The following is a 26419-nucleotide window of genomic DNA, read 5'->3' on the forward strand; positions in this document are numbered from 1 at the left end:
TGCCTACTTTCTATTGGACGAGCAAAGAAAGTAGGCCGGCTGCCGGCCGGGACCGGCGAACCTGGTTTTCCGGGTTTTTTCTGAAAGAAGAAGTTCAAATCCATAGGTTAAAGATGGAGTTTGGGGTAGGCATGGCGAGTTTTTTTAGCATCTCGTATTTTTAAGCACCCTAACCGTAGCGGCCCGAAATAGGCATCGTAGACGCCATCGGCGGTTTATACCGCTAACTTGGAGATTATCCGCCCTGCTCAGAAACCGCCAAAAGTGGGCCCGGCTTCGAATTTGCGCAGCCAGTCGCGGTAATCAATCACGTAGTTGTAGCCACAGACGGTGGTCAGTTGCCGTCCATCGAGGTGCTCGCGGATGCGGCGGCCCCCGGCGATGGTCCGGTCGGCAGGACCGAAGGGGTTGAACCTCATGCCATCGTCAACGAGAAAAACATAGTCGCAGATGAACAGCGTTTCCTCGAAGATGTAGAAAGTAAAGCCGGGGGTATGGCCATCGATGTGAAAGGCTTCGAGGCCGCGATGGGTGAAGTCCTCCTCAAAGGTGCCGTCGAAGGGGAAGGGACGGCAGATGTCATGGCGCGAATCGGCCTGGTGGATGTTTATCCGGGCGCCGAAATGTTCTCGGTAGAGGTTTGAGGCGCCGAGAAAATGGTGGTGGGTGAACAGGATCGTGTCGACATCTGGCAGCGATGCATCGAAAGAGGAAGGGCAGTCGATCCAGCAGGGTCCGGCGCTGGTTTCGATGCGATAGGCGGCATGCTCCAGGCCGAGGGCCGGCCGGGAGTTGAGCCGCGTTACCTTGTCGCTGACGGGGGTGGCCGCCACCTTGTAACGGGTCGAACACTCCTCGGCGGTAATGAATCGCGCCTTCGGCGCCCCGCAGAAGGGGCAGTTGTCGGGATGGAAGCCAATCATGTTGAACCCGCAGACCAGACAGACGAACTGCTCCTTTTTCATGACGATTCCCCTTCGATTCCGCCGTACTCCCTTTCCTTCAGGAATCGGTCGCGTTTTTCACCTATCTCCCGCAGAAGTTCGCGAAAGGAGTCGGCGAACTTTCGGCTGTTTTTCCAGTATAGCGGGGAATCCGAAAGAGGCGACCTCTGTCTCTCACGACAGGCCATTGCCTGCTTTTTTATAGGTATCTCCCTGGGCGAAGCAAAAGAATGCTTTCCAAGTGCATGACTAACCCGAACTCAGTCGGCACGAACAGACGAAAACGAATGGGTGATGTGGGTCAATTGATCCGGGCGGGAACAATGCAGCATCCGTAAAGCAGAGTCGGCGCCGCCCGCCCCGAGGGCCGCATGGACCCATCCCTGGAGCTTGACGGTTGCCATAATTTGTTTGCAAGGGACCGGTTCTGATATAAAATATATGCAGTATTATTTTTTCTGGGGATATGATTATGCTGACTGCCGAAAGCAGAAATTTATTCAAAATATTCGGTATGGGGAAAAAATTTCCAAATTCCTGCATTCGGTTTTACTTTTATGTACTGAATAATCTCGGAATTAAGCGCACAATTTTTTTGTTTTTAAAAAGAATAATTTTTGTAGATCGATTTTTTTGCCTTTGTCTGAATTTGCGCGCTCTGCGCGAAGACCTGCGAGTCAGGTCCGATATTAAAATTAGCCAGTGCAATATAAGTGACTTTTATGAAATTTTAAATCAAATTGAGAAGTTTGATAAACTGTCGCGGAAACAAATTCTTGCAGGGTATCTGTTTTTTAAACGCGGATATCATGGTTGTTACTTGGGAAAAAACAAGCATGGTGAAATTGTTTCAATGCAATGGCTGTTGCGTCCGGGAGACAATCAAATTACCTTGAAAAACACCAATAGAACCATGCCTATTTTGGCAAAAAATGAAGTGTGTGTAGAAAATTTGTTTATTTTTCCAAAATATCGTAATTTGGGATTATTCACAACTTTGAATATGCAGATTCTTAAAATTGCTAAAGAAGAAGCGTATTCAATCTGTTATTCATTTATTCATAGAAAAAACATCAAATCATTAAACTGTTTCTTAAATATCGGCTTTCAAATTCATCAATTGGTTGATAGCTATAACTTTTTCGGGTTTTCATGGCGAAACACCAAAAAGTAACTCGAAAGGGTTGACTTCGAAAATTGCTCAAAAATTCGAGAATTTTATTCCCGAGCGATGGAGAGAGACTTTTTGTCGACCTTGCCGGTTGGCGATTTCGGCAAAGAGGATCTGAACTCGACGTATTTCGGCACCATGAACGATTCCAGCGTTTTATTGCAATGAGCCTGAACCATGACCTCAGTCAAGAGGTAGCCGGCTCGGGGTACCACGAATGCCATGATGGCAGATCCCAGAATATCGTCAGGCACGCCGACAACCGCGGCTTCCGTCACCTCCTCCATGGCACACAGGGCGTTTTCGATTTCCCGGGGGCTGACCCGTTCCCCCCGGGTTTTGATCAGATCGTCTTTCCGCGCCACAAAATATAGAAATCCTTCCTCGTCTTTGCGAAAGAGATCCCCGGTAAACAACAAGACTTCCTCCCGGTAACGTCCCGGTCTAAAGGTTCTAACGGTTTCTTCCGGGGCGTTCCAGTATCCCTGCATGACATGGGCGCCACGCACCACCAGTTCGCCGATCTGCTGGGGACCCACCTCTTTGCCCAGACTATCGACGATGAGAACTTCCGTATTGGGCATGGCAATGCCGACTGAGTCGGGTCGAATGTTCAACTGATCCGGAGGCAGATAGGACACCCTCTTGCATTCGGTCAATCCATACATGGAATAAATCCGTGATGCGGGAAATAACTCCTGCAATTTCCTGATATGTGCCACCGGCAGGGCGGCGCCGGTATTGGTCAGGTAGCGCAGGTTCCGGCAATCGAAACGGCCCAGATCGATTTTCAGCAGCATGGCCGCCATGGTCGGTACCAAGGGAAAACCGGTGACCTTTTCGGCAACCAGTTTTTGCATGATTTGGAAGGGATAGGTAAAGGATTTTTCCAGTACCAGGGTGCCACCGAAATGAAAGGTCATGAGCAACTGGTAAAGACCATAATCAAAGGAGAGGGGCAGGGTGTTGAGCACGATATCGTCGTCGGTGTTTTCCAGGTAGGTGATGATGCTGTTTGCGGCGGCGATCATGTTGCCATGGGTGGAAACAACCCCCTTGGGCTCGCCTGTCGAGCCTGAGGTGTAAATAATCGCGGCCAGATCCACATCGATGACCGAAACCGGTTTTTGTGTCGAAGAGCGGGCTCCCCGCGCCATGGCCTGCTTCCCATCGCAGACCGTCGCCAGGATGTCGTGAGCGCGGATTTTGGCCAGTTCACCGGATTCGTTACGGGATGCGCTCTGAAAACAGACCATATGCTGTAATGCCGGACAGTCGGGGAGAACATGGTCAACGATTTTCAGTCGCGAAGCCTGGGTGATGATGATTTGTGCCTGACAGTCGTTGAGGATGTAACGGAGTTTGCTTTCCTTCATGCCGGGATTGAGAAGCACGAAGACGCCCCCCGCTTTGAGAACGGCAAACAGGGAAATCACCGCCTCGGAGGAATTTTCCAGGAAAATCACCACCCGGTCCTGCCGCTGAAGGCCGTTTTCAATCAGGTAGCATGCCAGCAGATCGGCCTTTTGGTTGATTTCAGCGAAGCTCAGTCGCTCCGCTCCGCATATCAGGGCGGTTTTATCGCTGCGCAGTTGTGCCGAGCGTTCCAAAAAACGATGAACGTTCATGCGGTTGTGTGTCCCTCCTGTGAGACCGGCTATCAGCCGAGTTGCACAACGCCCTGAGATAATTCCGATGCGCCGACCTTTTTATTCAGGAAGCAGGCCGTTTTATCGATGGAGTCGAGATTGTCCGGTATCAGTTCTTCGTCGCTGATAGCTATTCCAAACTGTTTTTCCAAAAAATCAACCAACTCGAGTATGCCTGTCGAGTCGATAATGCCGCTTTCCTGGAAGGACGTTTCATCCTGCAGGCCTTCCTCGTCACCAAACAGGAAATTGTCCACCACAAATGCCCGAATCCGGGCTCTCAGATTGCCGAGGTGTTTGGGACTGAAAAAAGGAACTTGGTCTGCCATAGGGTAACTCCTGGGTCGGGTGGCCGAAGGGTTGGAAAAAGGGCGCCGAATTTCTGAAGGACCATTGTAACAGGGTTATGTCGGCAGGGGCCATGCCATGGCCGAAAGGCCGCCCCCTTTTTGCAGCCTGATTTCCGGGATATCGGAAATCAGCAATGGGGGCAGGTGCTGGTAACGTGTGGTGGCCCGCTTGGTGTCGATGTCCTGAAAGATACGCTGAATCCGGCTTTCATCAAGACCGATGACCGCGGCTACCTCGCAGGCCGGAATGGCGTGGTTCTTGGCGTAGAGGCAGAGATCCATGTGCCTCAGGGGCAGGGAAAAGTAAAATTCATCCTGTCCCTGTTCCAGGGAGAAGGTATCCGTGGTTGGTGCTCTTTGCCGGACCTCCTCAGGAATTTGCAGATACTCGGCCAATTGGTAGACCTGCGATTTGTAAAGATGGGCAATGGGCTTGATATCGGCGGCGCCATCTCCCTGTTTGACGAAAAAGCCCTGATCGTATTCGAGTCGGTTCGGTGTTCCGGCCACTGCAAAATGCAACCGGTCGGCATGATAGTATTCAAGCATTTTGCGGGTGCGCTGCTTGAAACTGGTGGCTGCCACAATCTCGAGATAGGCCTGCAACGGCAGTCGGCACCTTGAAACGCGGCCGTCGGGACTCTGGGCCACAATGGAGAACAGGGTATAACCATCGGTCTGGGTGATGTCCGGAGAAACGATTTTGGATCGCCATCCCTTTCCATATTCCGGAATCACCTGCCGTACCGCGGCCGCATAACGCGCATAAAACGAGAGGGCGTCGAGGATCGGGGTCAGGTCTTCCCGCAGGGTATTCAAACCCAGATGCCTCGCCACCAGGCCGCTCATCGCAAGAGATTCTTCCGCCGAATCCCGCTCCGGCATTTCGAGGCCTAAAACCCGGTTTGGACCCAGAGCCCTGACGGCCAATGCCGCAGTGACACTGCTGTCAATGCCGCCCGATAAGCCAACCACCAGGCCTCGACGGCGCAATTGCTCCTTGAGCAGGGTACGGATCCCCTGGCAGATGGCTTCGGTTTCTGCCGCAACATCGATATCGAGCAACTCGGGGGAAAATTTGCGATTGGCAGTCATGGCTGTTCTCCATACTGGATGGAATCAGGTTGAAGGCCCTCTTGGCGAACCAGGCGATCCAGAACAGCCGGTTTTATGTTCATCCTGGGAAAATCTTCAATAAACAACTGGTGAGCCAGTTGCGTGGAAAGGATGCCGATCAAGGCCATATTCTGTGTTTCACTGATCAGGGCGGCATCGTCCCGACGAAATTTCCGCAGCAGGAAAGCGACTTTGTTCGAATCGAAATATCCAAACCGCTGAAGCATTTCCGGAGCGAGCAAGTCGTGGATGTAGGATTTGCCGTGCGCGGTGCGAAATGCTTCGGCGATAGGCGCGCGATAGGGTTGTTTCACTCTTTTAGCGATGGTGGCGGGAAGCAAATGGCCAAAGGTTCGTTTTAGAATGGATTTTTCGTTGAGGCCACGAATCTTCCAATGGGCCGGCAGTCGGGCGGCAAACTCAATGACCCGGTGGTCCAGAAATGGCAAACGGATTTCCAGGGAGTGAGCCATTGCGACTCGATCGCCTTGAGAGGAAAGCAGGTAGTTGGCCAGGAAAATGTCCATTTCCAAAGCCTGGGTGCAGGAAAATAGATCCCATTGGCAAAAATCCTCCGGCAAGGTCATGGCCAGGGTAGCAAGGCTATCGGATTCGGGCAACCTATGCTTGAAATCAGGGGCAAAAAAGGTGGTATTGCGTCGGGAATTCTCCCAGCGAATACGATGGGTAAACAGCGCATCCCGGCCGCCGCCCAAATTGCCGGCAAAGAAATGCTGCAGAAAATCCCGTCCCCTTCCGGGATTTTGAAACACATAGGGGTAGAGCTTTTCCAACAGTCGGGGCCGTCGTTTGGAGCCGGGCTCCCGAGCCCAGAACTCTCTGATCTTGGCCTCCTTGAAGATGTTGTATCCGCCGAATACCTCGTCCGCCCCTTCACCGGTGAGTACCACCTTGTACTGATTGTCACGGACCAGTCCGGACAGCATCCAGAGGGGAACCGGGGCCGTGCGCAGGAGCGGGGATTCGCAGTGCCAGATGACGGCCGGCAGGTTTTCAAGGATATCCTCCCGGTTGATGGCGATGCTGCGATGGTCGGTACCGAGATGGTCGACCAGTTGCTGCTGGAAGCAGGTTTCATCGAAGGCCGGCAGGTCAAAGGTCATGGAAAATGTGGTGAGGCGGTTGTCGAAAAACCGGGCAATCAGGGCTGTGGTAATAGAGGAGTCGAGCCCGCCGCTGAGGTAGGCCCCGACCGGCACGTCGGAACGCAGGCGGAGACGTACGGCATCGAGCAGCAGTTCGGCCAATTCCTGTTGGGCTTCTTCCAAACTTCCGGACCACTGCCGGTTTTCCTCGAAATGGGGCCGCACCCAGTATGGCTGCTCGCGGACTTGCCCTTTCCTGAAGGTCAGATAATGTCCGGGCCGTACCTGGCGGATGTCCTGAAACAAACAGCCGTTGCCCAAAGTGCTCCAGAATGTGAAGATTTCATCAATAGCGGCGGGGTCGATGGCCCTGCTTACATTGGGGAGCACGAAAAGGGCTTTGGCCTCGGAGGCGAAGGCCATTTTTCCATCACAGGCGAGATAGTAAAGCGGACGGATGCCAACCCGATCTCGAGCGAGGAACAATTCCTGTTGCCTTGCATCCCATATCGCGAATGCAAATTCTCCGTTAATTTTTTCCAAACAACGTTCCCCAAATTCTTCATACAGGTGTAAAACAACTTCCGTATCTGTATTGGTGGTAAAATGATGACCTCTTGACAATAAATCATTCTTAAGTTCTATATAGTTGAATGTTTCGCCATTGTAAACAATCCATAGATTCTTGTCTTCATTACTGATTGGCTGGCATCCATCTGATAATCCTATAATACTAAGGCGGGCATTTCCTATGGACATATTTGGTGAGCAAAAGGCGCCACTTTCATCCGGACCACGATATTTAATAACATTGATCATCCGTGAAATCGTATCAATGGATGTCTCAATATTATCGAAAAAATTAATGGCGCCAACAATTCCGCACATTGGTTGGATTTCCTCTTTGATAATATGAAAAATCCACAAGCCTATAAAAAATAGGTTTGACTTGCTTAATACCATATCGTGAAGTCTGTTGCTGTCAAGGCAGAGAGTGTCGGCCAGTGGATCGGTATGAGCGCGCTACCGCGGACGGTTTCAGGCTGTTATAGAGCTATTTTTGAAATGCCCCCGAGAGGAAATTTTTCCTCTGATGGCTGGGCTCCATGGTTGATTCCAAATATTTACGGTAAAGGTTTCGTCACGGTTGATTTTTCATCTGAAGTGGCAACAGGGGGGAGGAACACTTTTGATCAATGACTTGCGGTACCTTGCCACTGTGATTCGAGGTGTCATGCGGCAAGTTTTGTTTGGAAAAGTGCGGACAAAGGGGTGACTTGTTGCGGGCGTGGGGCGGGGCGTGAGCCATGGCTCATGGCGCCCGTCAGGTTCCGCAGAAAGTCCGGTAGGGCTGGGAGGAAGCAGGCGGCGGTGGGGTCGGTCATGGGGGTCTCTTTTGGGGTCAGAAGGTTCCCGGGAACAACACATAACTCAGCAGCAGGCCCATAAGGCCCGCCGCCAGGCCGTACAGCAGCAAAGGTACCAGGGTGCGGCGGATGATGAGGCCTTCCATGCCGACCAGGCCGACGGTGGCCGAGGCCGCCACCACGTTATGCACGCAACTCATGTTGCCCATGGCGCCGCCCACGGCCTGCAGGGCCAGGATGATTTCCCGGCTGGCGCCGATGCCTGATGCCAGTCCGTATTGAAACTCGGCGAACATGAGGTTGGAGACGGTGCAACTGCCGGCGATGAAGGAGCCGAGGGCGCCGACATAGGCGGCGAACAATGGCCAACTGCGGCCGGCGAGATCTGCCATGAATTCGGCCATGGCCAGGGGCATGGCGCTGTAGCCCTGGTCGTTGTAACCGGACTGCTTCATGATTTCCACCAGGGCTACGGCGAACAGCATGGCGATGGTGGGATTCTTCAGGCGTCGGAAGCTTTCGGCCCAGGCTTTGGCGACCTTGGCACGCGGTATGCGATGCAGGAAGATGGTGAGCAGGGCCACCAGCAGAAAGGGCAGGATGCCCGGCAGATAGAGGGGTTTCATGCTGAAGCTGACGGTCTCGAAACCCAGGATGCGCGGGAACTCCAAACTCCAGGCGTTCAGGCGGGCTTTGAAGGGCAGCGCATCGATGCGCGTCAGCACCAGGATGCCGGCGATGAGGATATAGGGCAGCCAGGCAAAAAACTGAGTCATGCAGGGCTTTTGCTCGGCACTGCCGGTCTCGATGAGACCCATCCAGTCATCGCCCCAGGCGGAACGCGGTGGAAAATCCCAGGTCGACGCGGGCAAAAAGAGGCCGCGTTTGGCGGCGGCGATGACCAGGGCCAGGCCGACCAGGCCCCCCAGCAGGGACGGAAATTCCACGCCGAACAGAAAGGCGGTCAGGAGATAGGGCAGGGTGTAGGCGAAGGCGGCGAACAGGGCGAAGCGCCAGGCACCGAGACCTTCCCGCCAGGAACGGTTGCGGCCAAAGAAACGGGTCAAAAAGCAGACCACGAACAGCAGCAGACCGAAGGCCACCAGGCTGTGGATGATGGCCGCCCATTGGCCGACATGCCGGAGAAATCCGTCGAAACTGGAAAAACCCATGGGCCCTGCCGGGGCGGCCAGGCTTTGCTGCACCGGCGGTTGCAGGTTTTTGAGGCCGAACCACATGGGTGTGCCGACGGCGCCGAAAGTGACCGGCACCGAATTGAAGATCAGGCAGACGCAGACGGCGGCGAGGGCCGGGAAGCCGAGGCCGAGCAGCAGGGGGGCGGCAATGGCCGCCGGGGTGCCGAAACCGGCGGCGCCTTCAAGGAACGCGCCGAACATGAAGGCGATGATGATGGTCTGCACCCGTCGATCCCGGGAGATATGGAGGAAGCCCGCACTGATGGTTTCCATGGCCCCGCCGGCCTGCAGGGTGTAGAGGATCAGGATGGCACCGAAAACGATGATCAGCACGTTGACGGCGCTGCCGAATCCGGCCAGGGTGGCGGCGGCGATGAAGGCCGGCGGCATTTTCCAGATAAGGGCGCCAAGCAGCGCGCACAGGGCCCAGGCCAGAGGCATGGCCCGGGTGGCCGGCCAGCGCATCCCGACCATGAGCACCAGCACCAGGGCGATGGGGAGAAACGCGAACAGGGCCAGGGTACCTGAAGACAGCATTTTCACTCGTCCTTTAGGAAGGCGCCAGGTAGCGGGATAATGAATCAGGGGGTTGACGGCAGCGGGGCGCAGGGTTGCGCCCCTCATTTAACAAGCTGGGCTGTTTCAGGTCAAGGTGAATCCGGAAAGGCAGGGAGGGTCAGGCTGCGTCGAGGGTTTCCAGCAGGCGGAGGATGCTGATGTCCGCGCCCAAAACACCGAGAATCCGGTTCTGTTCATTACGGATGACGCAGGCGACGGTAAAGCAGAAACGCCCGGTGGCCGCCGAACGGTACAGTTCGGAAATGTGGCAGCCGTCGTTTTGCAGGGCGCCCTGGAACCAGGGCCGACGGGACCAATCCATGTCGTGACCGTTGCTGCCGTAGGCGCTGGCGGTACCCTCTTCGGCGAAGATGTTGCTGGTTACCTGGCGGCCCTGGGCGTCGGTGACATAGAGCAGCTCAAGGCAGGGGTCCTGTTTGGCGGCCAGGCGCAACCGGTTCTCCTGTCGGGTGCGGTCCATGGCGACAAGGTCGCTCTGGCCGGCGAGTTCCGAGACCATTACGCGCGCCATTTCGTGCGCATGCAGCCGGAACCGGTCGAGCAGCAGCAACAACTCATCGGTGACACCATTCAGACTTTGCACCTCGCTGCTGACCCGGCGTGCCATGCTTTCCATGGCCCCGGACAGACCGGCCATCTCTTCGATGCTGCTGGACACCTCCTGAGTCGTGGCGGCCTGCTCCCGCACTGCGCCGGAAATTTCGGTAATGCGGTGATGCACTGTTTCGAAAGTGGCGATCATGGTTTGCAGGGCTTGACCGAAATGACCGATATCCTGCCCGGTCCGGGTCACGGCCTGGCAGGTACTGTCCAGGTCCGTTGCCGTATGGCGGCACTCAGCCTGAATATGGCCGATCTGAGCGGCGATATCCTCGGTGGCGCACAGGGTGCTTTCCGCCAGGTTCTTGACTTCGGCGGCGACCACGGCAAAGCCCTTGCCGTGAATGCCGGCTCGGGCCGCCTCGATGCTGGCATTGAGGGACAGCAGATTGGTCTGGTTGGCAATGCCGCGGATCAGGGTCACCACCTTGCCGATGGCCACGGAACTGGTTTCCAGGCGCTGCATGGATTCGGTCAACAGGCGGGTTGAGGCCAGCACCTCCCGGGCGGATTCCTGGGCCCGCTCAGCAAGGATTTTCTCCTGTAGAGCCTTTTCCATGGCTTGCTGGGACATGCCGGCCACGGAATCGGCATGACCGGCGATCTGGGTGATGGTCTGGGCCATCTCTTCGGCGGCGGCAGCGATCTGATGGGTTTTTTCCGATTGCAGGCCGGCATTGTCGGCGGCGGCGGTGGCACATTGCTCCAGGGAGGCGGCCGACAGGTATACCCGGTTGGCGGAGCGGATGAAGCCGCCCAGAGTTCCGTTAAGGGCCGTCGTCGCTCGCTCCAGGCTCGCAGCCAGGTATTTCAGCAAGCCGTTCCGGGTATTGCCGGTCATGGCGAAATGCAGCTTTCCTTGGCCCATCCCATGGATCAGGTCCGTCAATTCCTGTTGTTGGCTTTGCAGGGGGCGGCAGGCCAGAAAAATCAGCCACCAGCCAAACCCCAGACCCGTAATTCCCAAAACAGCCGTGACCAGGGGCCCGAGCCCTCCCGACAGAGTTCCATACCCAAGGGCCGCCCCGCCTAGAAATGCCAGGGTGACCAGGAGGACCATGCGCATTTGCCAGAGTACCTGTTTCATCGTAGCTGCTCCCTTCTTCATTGAATTGAACAGGATTTTCCGGAACAGCGTAGTCGGCCCCCAGGTCGAACACCTGACGAGGGATACTGGAAATACCAGGCTGAAAGCGGGTTCCGGAAAGATGCGTCTTTGATCGAGAAACGCCAATTTTGCAAGGCTTGTGCCATTAATTAAGGACCAAAAACCTTGTGTTGACGATAGTTTATAAGATTGACAGGAAGCGTGAAGACCCCTGTATGCTTAAAAATAAGGCAGGGTGTGGAGTTTTTCGGCAGCCAAGGAAAGATGAATTGGGGTAGGAGAGTGAGGTCAACTGGTGAAGATCTGGCAGAGTGGTTGGAAATCAAGGGGCGGTTAACCGATGGGGATGTTCAGGCGCATTTTTCGTTGTCAGCGAAGCGCTAACGGATCCGTTCTCGTTGTGATTAGTGGTAGTCCATCCTCTCGGCCATACGATAAGGAGCAGCCTATACTCCGTGTGCACAACCTAAAGGGCGGCAGAATTTACCAGCAGGCAAAGGCGGTTGCCGTGACCCGGTTACGGCCACCGGCTTTGCTGGCATAAAGCGCTTGATCCACCTGCTCCAAGAGTTTTTTCCAGTTCGGTACACGATCACAGGATACATATTCCAGTACGCCGACGCTGATGGTGACCTGAAAAGCCTGTTCCCGAGCTGAAAAGCTCTCTTCCATGGCGGCCCGCCGCAACCGCTCGGCGAGAGCATTGGCGCCCTGGATGCCCGTTTCGGGCAAAACCAATATGAATTCGTCGCCGCCGTAGCGGGCGGCAAAATCCACGGCACGTATCATGCCGCCGGCGAGCCCGGCCAGGCGTTGCAGGACCTGGTCGCCCGCGAGGTGTCCCCAGGTATCGTTGATTTCCTTGAACCGGTCGACATCGAACATGACGAGGGACAGGGAGCGCTGATAGCGGTGCGCCCGTTCCAATTCATTTTCCATGATGGAGGCCAGCCAGGTCTGGTTGTAAAGGCCGGTCAGGCCATCCAGGCGAGCACGTTCCAGCAGGCTCTGGTGGGTCAGGAGTCGCCGAATCAGGGGACCCATGGCCAGCACCGTGGCGACGACGATGAGCAGGGTGGCGGTGATGATGGCGGCCATCAAGTTCAGCTTTTGCCGATGGAGATCGGCGAAGAACAGCCGCGTGTCAACGACGGCGAAAACCTTCAAGTCGCTGTCGGCCAGCGGCAGGCGGGGCAATTGATAGAATTTATGGACTGTGCCATTCTGCAAAAAGGCTTGCAGAGTTGTCCTGGCTTCCGCGTCGGGGCAGTCGGCGGGCCAATAGAGAATATCCCGGCCCCGGGTGATGGCCAGATGGCTGGAGGATTTGGCGGCAGCGGAGACGATGCCCTGAATGCGTTCATCGCTGAACATCAGGATATCGTAGCCCGCCAATCCGAACTGTTGGTCGACGATGGGGGATGCATAGAGCAGGTACGATATTCCTTCGATGGTGGCGGGGCCTGCGATCTGGACGGTTTGGGGGATGTGGTCGAAGGCATGGTCCCATGCCACGGGCAGCGCAATTCCGGCCGAATAGAGGCGCCGGCCCTGGGGATCGAAGCGGGTGATGCCGGCGATTTCCGGGTGAGCAGTCAGGCCATCGGCGAGCTTGTCCCGGCTGAAGGCCGCCAACGCCGCCCCATCGATCTCGCCCCGCAGATAACGAATCTGTTCTTTGCGAATGATGGTGCGGCTGGCCATCTGGCGGGCGATGTCGCGGTGGTTTTGCAGGACTTCGTGGAGGAGCTGGTGACCGCTGTTCAGGTAGAACCGGATTTCCTGGCCGTGGGCCTGGTGCAGTCGGTCGACCAGGGGGCGGAAACCGAAGAGATAAAAGCATAGCGCCAGCAGAACACAACTCAGGGCGATAACGGCGTAAACCTTGAAAATATCTTTTCTGTAACCCTTGACCATGGGCCCCCGTCATGTCACATGAAGCATTAACCGTATGTTCGGATGTGGAATTTCGCACCTCATTATGTCGTGAAAATCCGTACTAAATCTACCATTAATTGCAGGGGTTGCACCTCAGCCATTTACGCTCCAGCACCTGCGGTTCCGCACCTCGCAGCAGGTCAGGGCGCGGCCATGTCCGGCGCCGGTATCCAGGCCGATGCGGTGCTCGGAAAAGGCGGGGGATTTCAAGGGAGTGTGACCGAAGACCACGGTTTTGCCCCAATCGAAATCCGATTCCAGAAAATCTTCTCGAATCCAAAGCAGATCTTGATGATTCTGTTGTTCCGGGGACAAACCGGGGCGGAGGCCGGCATGGACAAAGATGAAGCCGTCGGTTTCGTACCACAGACGCAGGCTGTGAAAAAATTCGAGATGGCGTGGCGGGATGTGGATCCGGTTGTCCCGATGGTATCCGGCCAGGGTGGTGGCGCCGCCGTTGAGGAGATAGAGCAGGGTTTCGCGGCCGGCCAGGTAGTCCAGCAACATGGCTTCATGGTTGCCTTTGAGAAAGACGGTTTGCGGGAACCGGTCCTGCAGCTCGAGCAGTTGGTCGATGACGCCGGGCGAATCGGGTCCGCGGTCGATGTAGTCGCCGAGGAAGACCGCCACATCCGCGGGTTGGAGGTCGACCTGCTTGAGCAGCTTTGCCAGCAATTCCGCTTGGCCATGGATATCGCCGACGGCCAGCAGCCTGCCTGATATGTGCGGGTCAGCACCGGGCATTGCCAAGATCCCTCGCCCTCGTCAGTGGAATTGCGCCGGATTGGCGGCGTGGGCCGTCCGGCGATTTTTACGGATCTTTGACTGCAGGCTGAAATTTTATCTTAAAAGGGGTAAGATGACAGCACGTGTTGATTTTACCACCGTTTTAAATTGGAAAGGTTTGAAGAATAATCCATGAAACAGATAGTCGTTCATCCGGGAAATGCCCACCGTGACGATTTCATGGCGGTATGTGTGCTGCTGGCAACCCACGACAATGTCAAGGTATTCAGACGCGATCCCGTGCCGGAGGATCTTGCGGATCGGGATACCTATGTGGTTGATGTCGGCATGGAATACGATCCCCTGCGACACAACTTCGACCATCACCAGGATTCGTCCCTGCCTTGCGCTTTTCATCTTATCATGCAACATCTCGGTTATCACGAGGATGCCATGCAGATGTTTCAGTGGTACCCTTTCATGAGCATGATGGATGTCAAGGGGCCGCATAAAGCCGCGGCTCATCTGGGGGTGGACAGCAGTGTTCTGTTTGCTTCTTCCTCGCCCATCGAAGGCCACATCCTGTCGCGATTTTCGCGGATGAGGGACCTGGGTCCGGAAAACCTGCTATACGTGCTCATGCAGGAATTGGGGCGCGAATTCATCGCCATGATCGGGCTCAAGGTCGCCAGACTGGAGCGATTGAAGAAGGAAGCCCGGGTCGTCCAGGTCAAGCATCTCAAGGCGGTAACCTGCCATATCGAGGAGCAACCCAAGATGTCCATGGAACTTTTTCTGCGCTCCCTGGACGATGAGCGCATCGCCATCTGCATCACACCCTCGGTCCGGGGTGAGGGCTGGGAGTTGCTGCGCCTGGGCGATCACAGCATGGTGGATTTTCGGTTGGTGGCCAACAGTCCGGAAATCCGCTTTGTGCATGCCAACGGTTTCGTGGCCACCACCCGGACGCGGATTCCTCAGGAGCAGGTGTTGCAATTGGCGGCCGGGGCGGTCATCGACGCTGAGTCCAGATCCTTCGGAATATGAAAATTGGCAGATGGTGGCGCCTCATGCCGGTGGCCGCTCTTGTCGGCGTTCTCTACTATCTCGTCCGCCAGGTCGATGTGCAGCCGCTGTTTTCCAACCTGCTGCGCTGGATTGATACTGCCGGTCTTTTTGGGGTTCTGCTTTTCGTTCTGGTTTATATCCTGGCTGCGGTGTTGATGTTGCCCGGGGTTATTCTGACCCTGGCGGCCGGATTTCTCTACGGCGTGATCCAAGGTACCGTAGTGGTGTCCGTTGCTTCCACCCTAGGTGCGGGCTGCGCTTTTCTCATCGGCCGGTACCTGGCCCGGGATTGGGTGAAGCGGCGCATGGCCGGGCGGGAGGCCCTGCAGGCCATGGATGAGGCCGTCGGTCGGGAGGGTTGGAAGATCGTCTTGCTGACGCGCATGTCGCCGGCTTTTCCCTTCAACCTGATCAACTACGCCTACGGGCTGACCGGGGTTTCGTTTCCGAAATACTTTGGCGCTACCTGGCTGGGCATGCTTCCCGGTACGGTCCTGTTCGTCTATCTGGGATCCCTGGCCGGCGAACTGGCCGCCGTCGGCGTCACGCCAGCGCAGCGCAATCCTCTGGAGTGGCTGTATTACGGACTCGGCCTGCTGGCGACCATCACGGTTACCGTGCTGGTTACCCGCTTGGCCCGCAAGGCCTTGCGGGGACGGTTTTCACTTCCGGATCCGCATCAGGGGAAGGAAACATGAGATCGCCCGTCAACCTCGAGCCTTGGGACGATTTCAATCGGGACCTCGCGGGCCTGGTCCGTCCCCCGGATTGGCGTAATCCTCGACCCGCCGACCGCTACAACCTGGTGGTGATCGGTGCCGGTACCGCCGGCCTGGTCTGTGCCGCCGGTGCAGCGGCCCTCGGTGCCAGGGTGGCCTTGGTGGAACGCCATCTGCTGGGCGGTGATTGCCTGAATGCCGGTTGCGTGCCTTCCAAGGCGCTGCTCAGCGCGGCGCGCGTGGCGGCGGCGGTGCGGGATGCCCATCCCTTCGGGGTCCGGGTCGATGGATCGGTGCGGGTCGATTTTGCCGCCGTCATGGAGCGCATGCGGCGATTGCGGGCATCCATCGCGCCGCACGATTCGGCGCGGCGCTTCCAGGAAATGGGGGTCCATGTCTTTTTCGGCACCGCCCGGTTCGTGGACCGGCACACCGTGGCGGTCGGGGAGGAGCGGTTGCGCTTCAGCAAAGCGGTCATCGCCAGCGGCAGTCGGCCGGCGGTTCCCGCCATTTCCGGTCTGACGGAACTGGATTTTCTGACCAACGAAACCCTCTTTTCCCTGACGGAGCTGCCCCGTCGCCTGGCCATCATCGGCGCCGGCCCCATCGGCTGTGAAATGGCCCAGGCTTTTGCCCGCTTCGGCGCCGATGTGCTGCTGGTGGAGAACCGCCATGGTCTGCTGCCCCGCGAGGAACGCGAGGCGGCGCGCATCATCCAGGCCGCCCTGGAGCGCGATGGCGTGCGCCTGATGTGCTGCGGCAAGGACCTGCAGTTGTCCAGGGAGGCCGCGGGGATACGCCTGCAGGTGGCTTCCCACGACCATCCCTACGATGAATCGGCGGATTGCCTGCTGGTGGCGGCGGGCCGCCGCCCCAACCTTGAAGGCCTCGACCTCGACCGGGCGGACATCGCCTATTCCGACCAGGGAGTAGGGGTCAACGACTTCCTCCAGACCAGCAACCCCCGGGTCTATGCCGCCGGGGACGTCTGCTCGTCCTACCAGTTTACCCATGCCGCCGACTTCATGGCCCGCATTGTCCTGCGCAACGCCCTGTTTGCGGGTCGGGCCCGGGTCGGCGCCCTGACCATTCCCTGGTGCACCTATACGGATCCGGAAATTGCCCGGGTCGGCCTCTCGCCCCAGGAAGCCGCCGAGCGGGGGGTCGCCATCGACACTTTTACCCGCCCGCTGTCGGAAGTGGACCGGGCGGTTCTCGAGGCGCGCAGCGAGGGCCTGGTACGCATCCACGTCCGCCAGGGCAGCGATCGCATGGTCGGCGCCACGGTGGTGGCGGCCAACGCCGGCGACCTGATTGCTCAACTCAGCCAGGCCATGACCCATGGCCTGAGGCTGCGGCACCTGGCTGCCACCATTCATCCCTATCCGACCCAGGCGGAGGCCATCCGGCAGGCGGCGGACCTTTACAATCGGTCACGGCTGACGCCCATGGTCCGATTCCTATTAAGTCGATGGCTGGCGTGGCGTCGATGAACCCTCTGTTGATGATTTTTACCCGGCTGCCGGCGGCCGGCCGGACCAAGACCCGGCTTATTCCCGCCCTCGGCGCCGAGGGGGCGGCCGAGTTGCAACGGCAGATGACCCTGCACACGGTCCGATGTGCCAGGCGCGCGGCGCGGGATGGGGGACTGGACATGGAAATCCATCATGCCGGCGGCCAGGCCGAGGATTTCCGGAGGTGGCTCGGCCCCGATCTGAACTATCAATGCCAAATGGAAGGCGACCTGGGCCGGCGGATGGCCCAGGCCTTTGCCACGGCTTTCCAGGCCGGACGCCCGGCGGCGGTTCTCATCGGCTGCGATTGTCCGCAGCTGGACGAGAATCTTTTGGGGCGGGCCTTTCAGGAATTGGCGGAAAGACAGCTGGTCCTGGGTCCGGCCCTGGATGGCGGTTATTATCTCATCGGCCTGCGGCAAGACTGTCCGGAACTGTTTCAGGGCGTGGCCTGGGGCACGGACCGGGTTCGAGCCGAAACGCTCCGCATCGCCGACGGCAAGGGCCTGACCGTCAAGCTCATGGAACCGTTGTCGGATGTGGACCGGCCCGAGGATCTGCCGGTTTGGCGTGCGGTGCAGGCTGCCGGTCGGGCGCCCATGGCGGCAGCGGAGCTCATCAGCGTCATCATACCGACGCTGAACGAAGCACAGTGCCTCGGGGAGACCCTGGCCCGGGTGTGGGGCGAGCCGGGAGTCGAAATCATCGTGGCGGATGGCGGCAGCAGCGATGGGACCGGTGAACTGGCCGCTTCCCAGGGCGCCCGGGTGGTGGCTTCCAGGCCCGGTAGAGGGCGCCAGATGAATGCCGGAGCCCGCATCGCCCGGGGCGGGTTGCTGTTGTTTCTGCATGCCGATACCTTGTTGCCGGCCGGTTATGTCGAAGCGATCCGAGGGGCCATGGGCCGTGGGAACGCCGTCGCCGGTGCTTTTCGGCTACGCCTGGATGTGCGCTCCGCAGGGCTGCGGCTGGTGGAATCGTTGACCAATCTGCGCTGTCGACTGTTCCAGGAACCTTACGGGGATCAGGCCCTGTTCCTGCGGGCGGCGACCTTTCGGGAGTTGGGCGGCTTTCCGGAAACGCCGATTTTGGAGGATGTGATGCTGGTGCGGCGCCTGAAACGCCGCGGCCGCATCCTGTTGTCGCCCCTGCCGGCATTGACCTCGGCGCGCCGCTGGCAGCGCTTGGGAATCGTCAAAACCACCCTGCTGCACCGCGCGGTAATGCTGGCCCATGCCTGCGGGATAGGACCGGAAATCATTGTTGCCTGGCTGCGTCGCGCCGGATATTATGGCGGCCGTCGCGAGGGCCGTTCTTCGAAGAGATCCGGCGCGCCTTCGGAATCCAAATCCACTCAATAAAAAAATGAGGAACCATGGTCACGGCGTTGCTGGGGGTGTTGCTGGGCTTGGCGTTGCTGGTATGGAGCGCCGATCGGTTTGTGGAAGGCTCGGCGGCAACAGCGCGCCATTTCGGCATGCCGCCGCTGCTCATCGGCATGGTCATCGTGGGCTTCGGCACCTCCATGCCGGAGATGGTGGTTTCGGTTTTTGCCGCCGCTCAGGGTACCACGGGTATCGCCTTGGGCAATGCCTACGGCTCCAATATCACCAACATCGCCCTGATTCTCGGCTTGACGGCTCTTATCAGCCCCATTGCCGTGCACTCCCGGGTGTTGCGTAAGGAATTGCCGGTCTTGACCCTGGTGACGGCCTTGGCTGCCTGGCAGCTTCGCGACGGCTGGTTGAGCCGCCTCGATGCCTTGCTGCTGTTGGTGGTGTTTTCCGGGTTGATGGCCTGGACCATCCGCGAGGGGCTTCAGCAGCGTGCCGACAAGCTTGGCCAGGAAATGGAGGAGGCACTGGAAGCCCGCTCCATGCCTATCGGGCGTGCCTTGTGCTGGACCGGGCTGGGGTTGGTGCTGCTGATCATCAGTTCCCGCATCCTGGTTTGGGGCGCCGTGGCCATCGCCCATGGCTTCGGGGTCAGCGATCTGATCATCGGCCTGACGGTTGTGGCCGTCGGAACGTCCTTGCCGGAGTTGGCCTCATCGGTGCTGGCGGTGCGTAAAAACGAGCACGACATCGCCCTGGGTAACATCCTCGGTTCCAATCTGTTCAATACTCTGGCGGTGGTCGGCGTGGCCGGGATGGTCAGACCCATGGCGGCGGCAAGGGAAATCCTGCTCCGCGACATGATGGTCATGGGGGGGCTGACCCTGGCCCTGTTTCTCATCGGCTACGGATTTCGCGGCCCGGGCCGCATCAATCGTCTCGAAGGCGGGATTCTGCTGGCGTGTTTTGCCGGCTATACGGTCTATCTGGTAACCCATGCCTTTGGGTGACTACTCAGCAACCGTGGAGAAAGGGTTGCGCGTTCTTCATGCCGAGGGTGTCTGGCGCCCGGATGGCGCCAGTCAAGACCCAGGGATGGGTTCATGCGGCCCTCGGCGTGAGGGGCGCGAGACCCTCCGTTATGAACGGTTCGCCGTTGCATGAATGAAAATCTTCGACATCCGGGCATCATTCCATTAACATGGACGGATATTTTTCTCCGTCGAAAGCTCTGATTTCCGTGGATTCCCCTAAGCCTTTCCCCTGGAAAGCCCTGGCCGAACTGGTCAAGGTCTTCTTTCATATCGGCCTGTTTTCCATCGGCGGCGGGTACGTCATGCTGCCGCTGATGGAACGGGAACTGGTGCAGGTCCGACGCTGGCTGACGGCGCGGGAGATGGCCAATTACTACGCCATCGGTCAGGCGACCCCCGGCGTCATCGCCATCAACACCGCGACCTTTGTCGGTTATCGGCAGGCGGGGGTGGTGGGCGGAATCTTCGCCACCCTGGGCATGGTGCTGCCGTCCCTGATCTGCATTGTGGCGATTGCCGGGCTGTTTCAGCAATTTGAACACCTGCTCTGGGTGCAGCAGGCATTTCGCGGTATCCGGGTGACGGTGGCGGTGCTGCTGGTGGTGACGCTGGGGCGCATGATCCGGGCCCTGCACCCGACGGTGGGTCGCATGCTGCTGGTGGCGGTCAGCTTTGTCGCCATCGCGGTTCTGCACTGGTCGCCCATCTGGATTGTCCTGGCGGCGCTATGCCTCGGCCTGTTCCTGGCCTGGTATCGGGAGGGGGCGGCGTGATTTATCTGCAATTGTTCGTCGTCTTTTTTCGGGTCGGACTGTTTTCCATCGGCGGCGGTCTGGCGGCCATGCCCCTGCTGCAGGTCGAACTGTCCCGGGTCGGTTGGGTCGGCCACCAGGAATTCATCGACATGCTGGCCGTGTCCCAGGCGACGCCGGGGTCCATCGGCATCAACATGGCCACCTACGCCGGCTACAAGACCGCATCCGTGGGGGGCGCCGTGGTCGCCACCGCCGGCATGGTGGCGCCGTCCCTGATCATCATTCTGCTCATTGCCCGTTTTCTCAAGCATTATCAGCATATGTCCGGAGTTCGGCACGCCCTCGGCGTGCTGCGGGCGGTGAGTGCCGGGATGATTGCCGCCGTAACCTGGTTTATTCTGGCGGAAGCGCTGGGGGGCAGTGGGTCGACCGGCCTGCCGCTGCCGGTCGATGTAAAAGCCATTGGAATGTTTATGGTTTTTCTGGCAGCCTACTGGAAGACCAACGGCAATCCGGTATTGTTTATCCTTGCCGGGGGATTGGCGGGTATGGCGGTGTTTTGACGGCCAGGCAAAGGCGGGCCACCGATAAAGTTTGATCGGTGGCCCGCCTTTTTTATCCGGTCAGGTTTCACACAGCTCTGAGCAGGTAATCGGGCACGCTGCCGAATGCCAAATCGCCCAAGGGGAGCTGCTGGATGATGGCTGCAGCGTAAAGACCGGCCTGACTGATGTCGCCCCACAGGATGGCCGCCTTGAGGACGCCATTCGAGTCCGTGTAGCAGACCTTGCTGCACAGACGGTTGCGGCTGTCCGTATGTTCGCAAAGCTCCTTGCGCCAGGCGGGATCCGGTTCGAAGACGGGCCCCAAAGACACCAGGGGTGTACCGCACAGTACCGCCGAGGTTTTCAGTCCGGTATGAGCCTCGAGGGTCGTGCTGCCGCCGCTCATGTTGAGGCCGGCCACCCGACCCTGGCGGCGTGCCGCCGGCCAGATGGCACTGGGCATGACCCGGCCCATGGTGCTGTCGCAGCTTTCGGTGACATCTCCGGCGGCGAAGATATCCGGTACACTGGTGCGACCACCGGCATCGACCACGATGCCGCGGCGGCCGATGGTCCCCAGACCGGCGAACAGGTCGGTATTGGCCCGTACCCCGGCGGCGCAGACCACCAGATCGGCGGGCAGGGCGCGTCCCGATTTGAGGACCACCGCCCGGGGTTGGCCGGCCCTGTCCCGCTCCACGGCGGCCACGGAATCCCGGCAGAACATGGCCATGCCGTGGTCGGACATCACATCGCGCAGACGCGCGCCGATGGTCATCTCCAGTTGCAGGGGCAGGGGGTGAGGTGCCATTTCCACCATGCTTACCGAGGGATGGCCGCCGGCCGCCAGGGTTTCCGCCAACTCGCAACCGACCAACCCGGCGCCGATGATCACCACATGGCGACTCTTACCCACCCGCTGCAAAATTCCCTGAGCATCTTCCAGATTGCGCAAGCCGAACACCCCGGAGCCCCGAACTCCTTCAATGGGCGGCGTCAGGCTGCCGGCGCCGGTAGCCAGCAGCAGGCGGTCGTAGGGCAGGCTATCACCGTTGCGGCAGCTTACTTCCTTGCGCAACGGGTCGATGGCCACAACGTCCCAGCCCAGGCGAACCTCCACGCCATGGCGCTGTGCCCAATCTTCGGGCACGAAGCTGGTCTTGGCCGCAGGACGTACCCCGCCGGCCACCAGGTGCAGCTGACAGCGGGAGTAAAATGTGGCATCCCGGGTCAGGATGGTGATCTCCGCATGCGGCTGATTGGCGCGGATTGCTTCCGCCGCCGCCGTGCCGGCGGCGCTGTTGCCGATTATCAGGTGTCTCATCCGCAGGCCTCCCGTGGTTGGGGCGGGTTGACATAGACCACGCCATCGTCCTGTCCGGCCTCTTCACCCAGGGTCAGACAGGCGGTGGGACAGGTTTCGACGCAGGCCGGAAAGGTCCGGTCACTGCAGCCGTCGCATTTGACCATCACGCGGTCGCCGGCCGTAGCGGGGCGGGCGGCGCCGAAGGGGCAACTCATCACGCACATGAAACAGCCGACGCAGGTTTCCGCATCGCAGACGACAAAGTCCTGCTCGTTGCGGCTCAGGGCGCCGCTCATGCAAGCCTGCAGGCACTGCGCCTCCCGGCAATGGCGGCAATGTTCCGGGAACAGCCGGCCGCCGGAAGTAAGCTCGATTTTGCAGCGGGCGCGGACTGCCGCCATGCCACCCTCCCGGTAAGCCTGGTGGAGGTTTTCGTCCGGGCTGTGAACCACCATGCAGGCCAGTTCGCAGTTCTTGCAGCCGACGCATTTTTCGCAGTCGATGATCTTCCGTTTCATGCCGCCACCCCCAAGGCCTGCAGTTTGTCGCGGATAATCCCTTCCATCAGCTCCGCCGTTTTTACCGGATCGGCTTCGATGAACAACCGGCCGCCGGTCAGGTTGGGCAAATCCTCGGTGAGGACCTTGGTGATCAGCGGCGAGCCGGTTACCGGCGGCGCCTGGGCCAGGTGCAGGGTCAGCCCCAGAGCCAGGCCGAAACAACCGTCCGCCAGAGCCTGTTCCTCCAGCCACTGGGGCGCGCTGATCACCACCGGCAGCTGCGGCAGGGAGACCCCCATGGTTTCGGCCAGGGCCTTGGCCACCATCTCGATGCGACCGATACTCAGGCAGGGGCCGAAATTGAGCACCGGGGGAATGCCCAGAGCTTCGCAGACCCCTTTCAGGCCGGGGCCGGCCCAGTCCTTGGCCGACGGGGAACAGAAGCCGCAGTTGGCCAAGCCGCCGGTGGTGCAGCCGGCGGAGAGTACCAGGATGTCGCGCTGGATCAGCTCGCGGGTCAGGTTGACGGTCATTACGTCGTGACCGCCTTCGGCCAGATTGGAACAGCCCAGGACCGCCGCCACGCCTTTGATGCGGCCGCCGGCCACCAGGTCGACCAGGGGCTGCAGGGAGCCGCCGAGGAATTGGACCAGGGACTTTTCGCTGACGCCGGTGACCACGTCCTGGTGGCCGTGCCGGGGCAGGTCGATCCGGATCTTTTCGGACCCCGGAGCACGGCGCTGCCGGTACTGATCGGCGGCCATCCGCGTCAGTTTTTGCGCCAGTTCCCGCTCCTGCCCCGGGATGTCCGCCAGCAGTTCCGAACTGGTCAGCTTGGCGACATCATCCAGGCACACCAGTTTGATCTGCTTGGCTTCGGCGATGGGTTCGATGCCCGACAGGGTGCAGTTGAATTCGCTGATGACCATGTCGACGGCGCCGGTGGCGAGCAGGGCTTCCTGGGTGAAGTTGTTGCCGGCCTGGCCGGAGAAAATTTCCGTGCCGCTGGCCCCGGCCCGCAATTGCATGTCCTGACCGACGCAGGTCATGCCGACGATGCGCACCCCTTTGGCGCCGGCCGCCCGGCCCACATCCTGCCCGGCAGCCGTTTCCAGATAGGCGATGAGGCCGGCGAAAACCGAATGGCTGTGGCCGCTGACGGCGATATTGACGTAATCGGGATCGGCGACGGAGAAACCGGTGGCTGCGATGCGGATTTCCGGCTCGCCCATGATGACGTCGTTCATGAGGTTGGTCATGGTCAGGCCGTACAGGCCGGTGGAGATGCCGAGGTTGAGACAGTGCAGCAGTTGGTCGATGGGGTCGGTATTGAGGTTGGTGCTGGTCTTGACCAGAGCGTCGAATACCTCGGCCTTGGCGCCACCCGGGAAGATGCCGAGCCGGTTCCAGGTGTCGAGGCGCTCCTGGGGCACCAGGAATTGTACCAGTTCCATCTTTTCATGACGCGGTTTGTAGAGGTCGGCCAATACTCCATCGGCGACCAACCTGGCCTTTTCCTCGGTGGTGTTGGCTTCGATACCGAGCATGGCGGCCAGTTGATCCAGGGACTGTTTGGAACGGATGGGCACAGGTGAGATGCCTTCGCCGATGGCCTTCAGGCGGCGCGCGGTTGCTTCGCAGACGTGCAGGTAGCAGCCGGCACCGGCGGTGACCATGCGGAGAAAGTTGCGGGCGACAATGCCGTCGGCGGTGGCGCCGCACACCCCCTTGGGGGAGTCGGGCGTGATGCGGCAGGGACCGTTGGAACACAGGCGGCAACAGACCCCCAATTGAGCGAAACCGCACTTGACCTGTTGCTCGGCAAAGCGATCGAAGGCGGTATTGATATCGGTTCGGCTTTCCAGGTAGTGGGACAGACAGGTGTCGGCGGACTTGCAGTGTGGCATGGTTTCCCTCCGGTTGGTTGAGTGATGGGCTTTACAGTCAATTATGACCAAATCAGTAATGATAACGAAATTGGTAATATATTAGGGCTCGCTTGTCAACCGGATTTTTTGACTTGAGGCAAATTTTTTCCAAGGGAGTAAAGGGGAGGGCGCGTCCATGGGCGAAATGAGGATTTTTCGTGCGGAGTGCTTCGGCAGATGTATACTGCAAGCCAAGGAGGTGTCCGTTGCGGGCTAAAAAAATTGATGGAAAGCTTGGTTTTCAAAACACCGGAGAAACACCACTGGCGTGAGATTGCCCGTTTGATAGCAGATTCCATTCCCAATTCAATAGTTTCTCACCTGGGAGTTCCCTTCGCTGCGTTGTACTACGAGCATATCGCAAAAAAACCTTTGTCCTGTTGCTATGCAGTCTTTGATGCGATGAATAATTTGGCTGGCGTATCCATCGCCACGCTTGACCGAACCCAATCAAGAAAACTAACTTTAATTCTGAAGGTTAAATTGTTTTGTGCAGCGAATGTAAGAATTCTGTCCCTAAAAACAATTCATTGGATACTGAGTGGATTTTTCAACATCGATGAAACGAACAACAATGAAAAGGGCTTTCCAAAAGCGGAACTGATGGTGATTGCGATTGCTCCCCAATATCGTGGGCAGCACTTAAGCAGGAGGTTTCTTGAAAAAATTGAAAAATTTTTCAAGGAAAACAATGTCAATAATACCTATCTCATTCTTACAGAATACTCCAACCTAAAAGCCAATCGCTTATATGGAAGGATTGGCGCCAAGTTCATCAAAACCAACACCTACCATGGCAAAAAAATCAACGAATGGCATAAATCATTGGCTTGAACGGACTTTGTTTTCGACTATATTTTCAGTTAAACACTCGCGGCAACGGCAATCGTTCCATTTCGTGCAATCGCAGGCCGAAAGTCTGTCCGCCGATAATGGCCGTCGTCTTGACCGTCGCCCGGATGGCAATGAAATCATGGATGGCCGGGAGGGTCTGCTCGGTGACTACGGCAATTTCCCCACTGTTGTCCCGTACGGTGAAGGTCTTGATCTCCAGCAAGGGCAATTTGCTGATATCCGTGACCGTGCCTTTGATCTTTACCTCCGAGCCTTCGAAACGACCGGGGCTTTGGTGGATGTCTCCGATGGCCGTATAGCCGAAGGGGAGGTAATCGCAAGCCGTCAGGAAGAAGAGGATTACAGTCATCAAACCGGTCCATTTTGCAGGTTGCATGGGGATGTTTTCTCCTTGAATGGGTTCTGTTTTCACTCGAAGCGGAAGACACCGTCACGTTGACAAGGTTCAATCCTGGGTTAGGCTATGAAAATTGCCAACCTGGAAACGCTTTCGAAAAGGGGATTGCTCATGGATATGTTAAAAGTATACCAGTATGCATTGCAGCGGGAGTATGAGGGGAAACGCTTTTTTGAGGAGAACGCCGGACGATTGAGCCATGCCGCAGCCGTTGGTGCGTTCAAGAACCTGGCCAAGGAGGAGCAGAAGCATATCGATTTCATTCAGAATCAGATCGAACAGATCAAGCAGGGCATCCCGCCCAGCCTGGCCCTGGGCAAGGATCTGGAAAACGAAGGATTTTTCTCCCAGCGGGCGGCCACCGAAGCGCTGGACAGCACGGTGCTCGAGTCCATGGTGCCGGACCTGCCCGTATTGCGCATGGCCTATCTCATCGAACGGGATTTTGCCGAGTTTTACGAGAAAGCCGCCGACCGGGCCGAGGGAGAAGCTAAAGAGGCCCTGAAGATGCTGGCCAACTGGGAGCGCAGTCACGAAAGCCTGTTCAGGCAATATCATGACAAAGCTTTCGAGGAATACGCCGGGATGCCTTGGGGCGGCTGACCGCCAATTGA

The 26419-nt window shown here is 58.3% G+C and carries 23 protein-coding genes; 10 read left to right on the forward strand and 13 right to left on the reverse strand.

What is annotated here, in order from left to right; translation table 11 throughout:
* Nucleotides 1–248 precede the first annotated feature (248 nt).
* A complete protein-coding gene (locus tag JQN68_RS10390) occupies nt 249–965 on the reverse strand; it encodes a rubredoxin-like domain-containing protein (protein ID WP_249621176.1) in 717 nt (238 codons plus the stop codon).
* Between the two features lie 451 nt (nt 966–1416).
* On the opposite strand from JQN68_RS10390, the gene JQN68_RS10395 reads away from it, so the two are divergent.
* A complete protein-coding gene (locus JQN68_RS10395; RefSeq protein WP_225073030.1) occupies nt 1417–2118 on the forward strand; it encodes a GNAT family N-acetyltransferase in 702 nt (233 codons plus the stop codon).
* A 44-nt stretch (nt 2119–2162) separates the two neighbouring features.
* Here the strand turns inward: JQN68_RS10395 and JQN68_RS10400 are convergent, their stop codons facing one another.
* The 8 genes from JQN68_RS10400 to JQN68_RS10435 all read right to left on the reverse strand — a co-directional run bounded on the left by JQN68_RS10400 (nt 2163) and on the right by JQN68_RS10435 (nt 13868).
* Nucleotides 2163–3743 carry an AMP-binding protein gene (locus JQN68_RS10400; RefSeq protein WP_249621177.1) on the reverse strand — a complete coding sequence of 527 codons (1581 nt, stop codon included), beginning with the start codon at nt 3741–3743 and terminating at the stop codon, nt 2163–2165.
* A 32-nt stretch (nt 3744–3775) separates the two neighbouring features.
* Complete coding sequence (locus JQN68_RS10405) at nt 3776–4093, reverse strand: acyl carrier protein (RefSeq protein ID WP_225073032.1); 318 nt, start codon at nt 4091–4093, stop codon at nt 3776–3778.
* Between the two features lie 75 nt (nt 4094–4168).
* Nucleotides 4169–5209, reverse strand: a complete 1041-nt coding sequence (nadE, locus tag JQN68_RS10410) for an NAD(+) synthase (protein WP_225073033.1) — start codon at nt 5207–5209, stop codon at nt 4169–4171.
* Nucleotides 5206–7224, reverse strand: coding sequence for an asparagine synthase (glutamine-hydrolyzing) (gene asnB, locus JQN68_RS10415; RefSeq protein WP_249621178.1), 2019 nt, complete (start codon nt 7222–7224; stop codon nt 5206–5208). Before asnB ends, nadE begins: the two co-directional genes overlap by 4 nt.
* 514 nt (nt 7225–7738) lie before the next feature.
* Complete coding sequence (locus JQN68_RS10420) at nt 7739–9436, reverse strand: L-lactate permease (RefSeq protein ID WP_225073035.1); 1698 nt, start codon at nt 9434–9436, stop codon at nt 7739–7741.
* A gap of 139 nt (nt 9437–9575) precedes the next feature.
* On the reverse strand, nt 9576–11165 hold the full coding sequence (locus JQN68_RS10425) for a methyl-accepting chemotaxis protein (RefSeq protein ID WP_225073036.1): 1590 nt from the start codon (nt 11163–11165) through the stop codon (nt 9576–9578).
* Nucleotides 11166–11669: 504 nt separating this feature from the next.
* Nucleotides 11670–13103, reverse strand: coding sequence for a GGDEF domain-containing protein (locus JQN68_RS10430; protein ID WP_225073037.1), 1434 nt, complete (start codon nt 13101–13103; stop codon nt 11670–11672).
* Between the two features lie 114 nt (nt 13104–13217).
* Nucleotides 13218–13868 (reverse strand): metallophosphoesterase family protein, encoded by a 651-nt coding sequence (locus JQN68_RS10435; protein WP_225073038.1) that lies wholly within the window; start codon nt 13866–13868, stop codon nt 13218–13220.
* Between the two features lie 174 nt (nt 13869–14042).
* Here JQN68_RS10435 and JQN68_RS10440 point away from each other — a divergent pair, with 174 nt between their 5' ends.
* From JQN68_RS10440 to JQN68_RS10470, 7 genes are all read left to right on the forward strand, one after another.
* Nucleotides 14043–14897: an MYG1 family protein gene (locus JQN68_RS10440; protein ID WP_225073039.1), complete on the forward strand. Its 855-nt coding sequence runs from the start codon at nt 14043–14045 to the stop codon at nt 14895–14897.
* Complete coding sequence (locus tag JQN68_RS10445; protein WP_225073040.1) at nt 14894–15616, forward strand: TVP38/TMEM64 family protein; 723 nt, start codon at nt 14894–14896, stop codon at nt 15614–15616. The genes JQN68_RS10440 and JQN68_RS10445 overlap by 4 nt, the downstream gene beginning before the upstream one ends.
* Nucleotides 15613–17130 carry a mercuric reductase gene (locus tag JQN68_RS10450; protein WP_225073041.1) on the forward strand — a complete coding sequence of 506 codons (1518 nt, stop codon included), beginning with the start codon at nt 15613–15615 and terminating at the stop codon, nt 17128–17130. The genes JQN68_RS10445 and JQN68_RS10450 overlap by 4 nt, the downstream gene beginning before the upstream one ends.
* Nucleotides 17127–18512: a TIGR04283 family arsenosugar biosynthesis glycosyltransferase gene (locus JQN68_RS10455; RefSeq protein ID WP_225073042.1), complete on the forward strand. Its 1386-nt coding sequence runs from the start codon at nt 17127–17129 to the stop codon at nt 18510–18512. The genes JQN68_RS10450 and JQN68_RS10455 overlap by 4 nt, the downstream gene beginning before the upstream one ends.
* A gap of 14 nt (nt 18513–18526) precedes the next feature.
* Nucleotides 18527–19495, forward strand: a complete 969-nt coding sequence (locus JQN68_RS10460) for a calcium/sodium antiporter (protein WP_249621179.1) — start codon at nt 18527–18529, stop codon at nt 19493–19495.
* 230 nt (nt 19496–19725) lie between these two features.
* A complete protein-coding gene (locus JQN68_RS10465) occupies nt 19726–20292 on the forward strand; it encodes a chromate transporter (RefSeq protein ID WP_225073044.1) in 567 nt (188 codons plus the stop codon).
* A complete protein-coding gene (locus JQN68_RS10470; RefSeq protein WP_225073045.1) occupies nt 20289–20837 on the forward strand; it encodes a chromate transporter in 549 nt (182 codons plus the stop codon). The genes JQN68_RS10465 and JQN68_RS10470 overlap by 4 nt, the downstream gene beginning before the upstream one ends.
* A gap of 67 nt (nt 20838–20904) precedes the next feature.
* Here JQN68_RS10470 and JQN68_RS10475 read toward each other — a convergent pair whose 3' ends face one another.
* The 3 genes from JQN68_RS10475 to cooS are packed head-to-tail and all read right to left on the reverse strand — an operon-like array spanning nt 20905 to nt 24532.
* Nucleotides 20905–22143: an NAD(P)/FAD-dependent oxidoreductase gene (locus JQN68_RS10475; protein ID WP_225073046.1), complete on the reverse strand. Its 1239-nt coding sequence runs from the start codon at nt 22141–22143 to the stop codon at nt 20905–20907.
* Nucleotides 22140–22643: a 4Fe-4S dicluster domain-containing protein gene (locus JQN68_RS10480; RefSeq protein WP_225073047.1), complete on the reverse strand. Its 504-nt coding sequence runs from the start codon at nt 22641–22643 to the stop codon at nt 22140–22142. Before JQN68_RS10480 ends, JQN68_RS10475 begins: the two co-directional genes overlap by 4 nt.
* Entirely contained in the window at nt 22640–24532 is a 1893-nt protein-coding gene (gene cooS, locus JQN68_RS10485) for an anaerobic carbon-monoxide dehydrogenase catalytic subunit (protein ID WP_225073048.1), read from the reverse strand. Before cooS ends, JQN68_RS10480 begins: the two co-directional genes overlap by 4 nt.
* 198 nt (nt 24533–24730) lie before the next feature.
* Between cooS and JQN68_RS10490 the strand changes: the two genes are divergently transcribed.
* Nucleotides 24731–25387, forward strand: a complete 657-nt coding sequence (locus tag JQN68_RS10490; protein WP_225073049.1) for a GNAT family N-acetyltransferase — start codon at nt 24731–24733, stop codon at nt 25385–25387.
* Nucleotides 25388–25412: 25 nt separating this feature from the next.
* Here JQN68_RS10490 and JQN68_RS10495 read toward each other — a convergent pair whose 3' ends face one another.
* Nucleotides 25413–25784: a hypothetical protein gene (locus tag JQN68_RS10495; protein ID WP_225073050.1), complete on the reverse strand. Its 372-nt coding sequence runs from the start codon at nt 25782–25784 to the stop codon at nt 25413–25415.
* Nucleotides 25785–25916: 132 nt separating this feature from the next.
* Between JQN68_RS10495 and JQN68_RS10500 the strand changes: the two genes are divergently transcribed.
* Nucleotides 25917–26408, forward strand: coding sequence for a ferritin-like domain-containing protein (locus tag JQN68_RS10500; RefSeq protein WP_225073051.1), 492 nt, complete (start codon nt 25917–25919; stop codon nt 26406–26408).
* Nucleotides 26409–26419 lie beyond the last annotated feature (11 nt).

The sequence above is a fragment of the Desulfuromonas sp. CSMB_57 genome, assembly GCF_020194955.2.
Classification (GTDB): domain Bacteria; phylum Desulfobacterota; class Desulfuromonadia; order Desulfuromonadales; family Syntrophotaleaceae; genus JAFCIY02.